Below are 1531 nucleotides of genomic sequence, written 5' to 3' on the forward strand. Positions count from 1 at the left end.
TTTCTGTATTATTTTGTTTAGTAGCATAAACTGATTATACCACGAACGCCGGACTTTTCGAAGCCCGGCGTTTTGTGTTGGGTATAAAAGGAGCTGCCACACGTTAGTGCGACAGCCCCCTCTCCTCTTAACTTAGTTCATATATGGATATATTCTATTTCAGAGAATTCCAAATTCCCTCATCAAGTGTTCTCTGAAATCCCTATCTTCTGTTGCTTTTTGCAAATCTTCCAATCTTTTTTCTTGCAAAAGTTTTAGTGTAAGCACAGACATTCGTTCTGTGCCCTCTTCCCTTCCACGTACAACACCATCATCAAAGATCATCTGACCAATTCTCGTCATCGCAACCGCCTCCTTTACTTCTTCCAAATCTTTTCCTTCCAGAAATTTATCTGCCAGTGTGTAAAGCATTGCCATTGTTTTTTCTGCTGTGATATTTCTTTCTGTCTTACTCAGCTTTAATGACTCCAAAATAACATCTTTTCGTTCTTTGTTACTGTTCATCAATGGAGCGATTGCAAGCTGTGCAAAGTCTTCTTCTGTAAATACTTCACCATTTTGTTTCTTTTCCTGCAGACGTTTCAGGACGGTATCTGCATCTTTGTCCGACAGATATACTGGTATCACTCGATAAGTATGTGTGCCACAGTCCATCTCCGTAACTGCTCTCTTGATCCCGCCGGAATAGATCACATATGTAATCACATTTTTTCCTGTTTTATGTGAAAATACACCTTCATATGCCCGAAATCTGCGTAAATCTTTTTTGCCGGAATCTGTTGTCTGAAATTCTATATGGATATAGAAACCTCCAGTTGTCAGAAATGTAAAATCCATATACAAAGAATAAATTGTTAACTCTACAAGTTCGGTGATCCCAGATTCTACAAAATCATAGTTTATCCCCAGCGTCTTCAAAATCGTGTCACGAAAATAGTCAAAACCCATTTTCAAAATCGCATCTTCATGTTTCGTATTTGCCATACGGCTTCCTTTCCTTCTTCGTTCAGTATCGTATGCTTTTGTATTTTGAAAATGTCTTTGGTTTATTTATATGTTTATCTATAGGAACTTATTTTCTGCAATCTGATCTCATCTTTTGCAATATGTGATTACACTCCTCCTCTGAACTTATTGTACTATAAGTTTCATTTCTCATCAATCAAAATCTATACTACGCTCACAGACCTAAATTTTTTATTTAAATTCCACCGCCAGCTTATGCGGTGGAATTTACTCCTGCACAGTTGATATTTACTCGTTCATATAAAAATGATAGGCTTATCTTTCCTTCTGACAGCAGTTGGAGGAATAAGACTATGAGTAAATATATACCTGGTAACCAGAAACACTTAACTTTGGAGGATCGTATTTACATTCAAAATGAGCTTTCCAAAGGTACCTCTTTTAAGGTAACCGCCAAATAATCCTACGGTCAGATATAAAATCACTCCAACTTTTTGAGAGTTGGAGTAATTCACTACAAGTTACTTGTGATCTTTGATAAATTGGAGTTTTTCACTCCAGGGAG

At 37.0% G+C, this 1531-nt stretch carries 1 protein-coding gene; it reads right to left on the bottom strand.

Annotated features, from left to right (window positions below):
- Positions 1 to 159: 159 nt before the first annotated feature.
- Positions 160 to 984 (bottom strand): hypothetical protein, encoded by an 825-nt coding sequence (locus tag KQI91_RS15480; protein WP_216393640.1) that lies wholly within the window; start codon positions 982 to 984, stop codon positions 160 to 162.
- Between the last annotated feature and the right edge of the window lie 547 nt (positions 985 to 1531).

The organism is Blautia sp. MSJ-19 (assembly GCF_018918125.1).
Taxonomy (GTDB): Bacteria; Bacillota; Clostridia; order Lachnospirales; family Lachnospiraceae; genus Blautia_A.

What these genes read in the sequence shown, in the direction of transcription:
- KQI91_RS15480 (WP_216393640.1), bottom strand. Translation starts at nt 984, where the DNA reads ATGGCAAATACGAAACATGAAGATGCGATTTTGAAAATGGGTTTTGAC.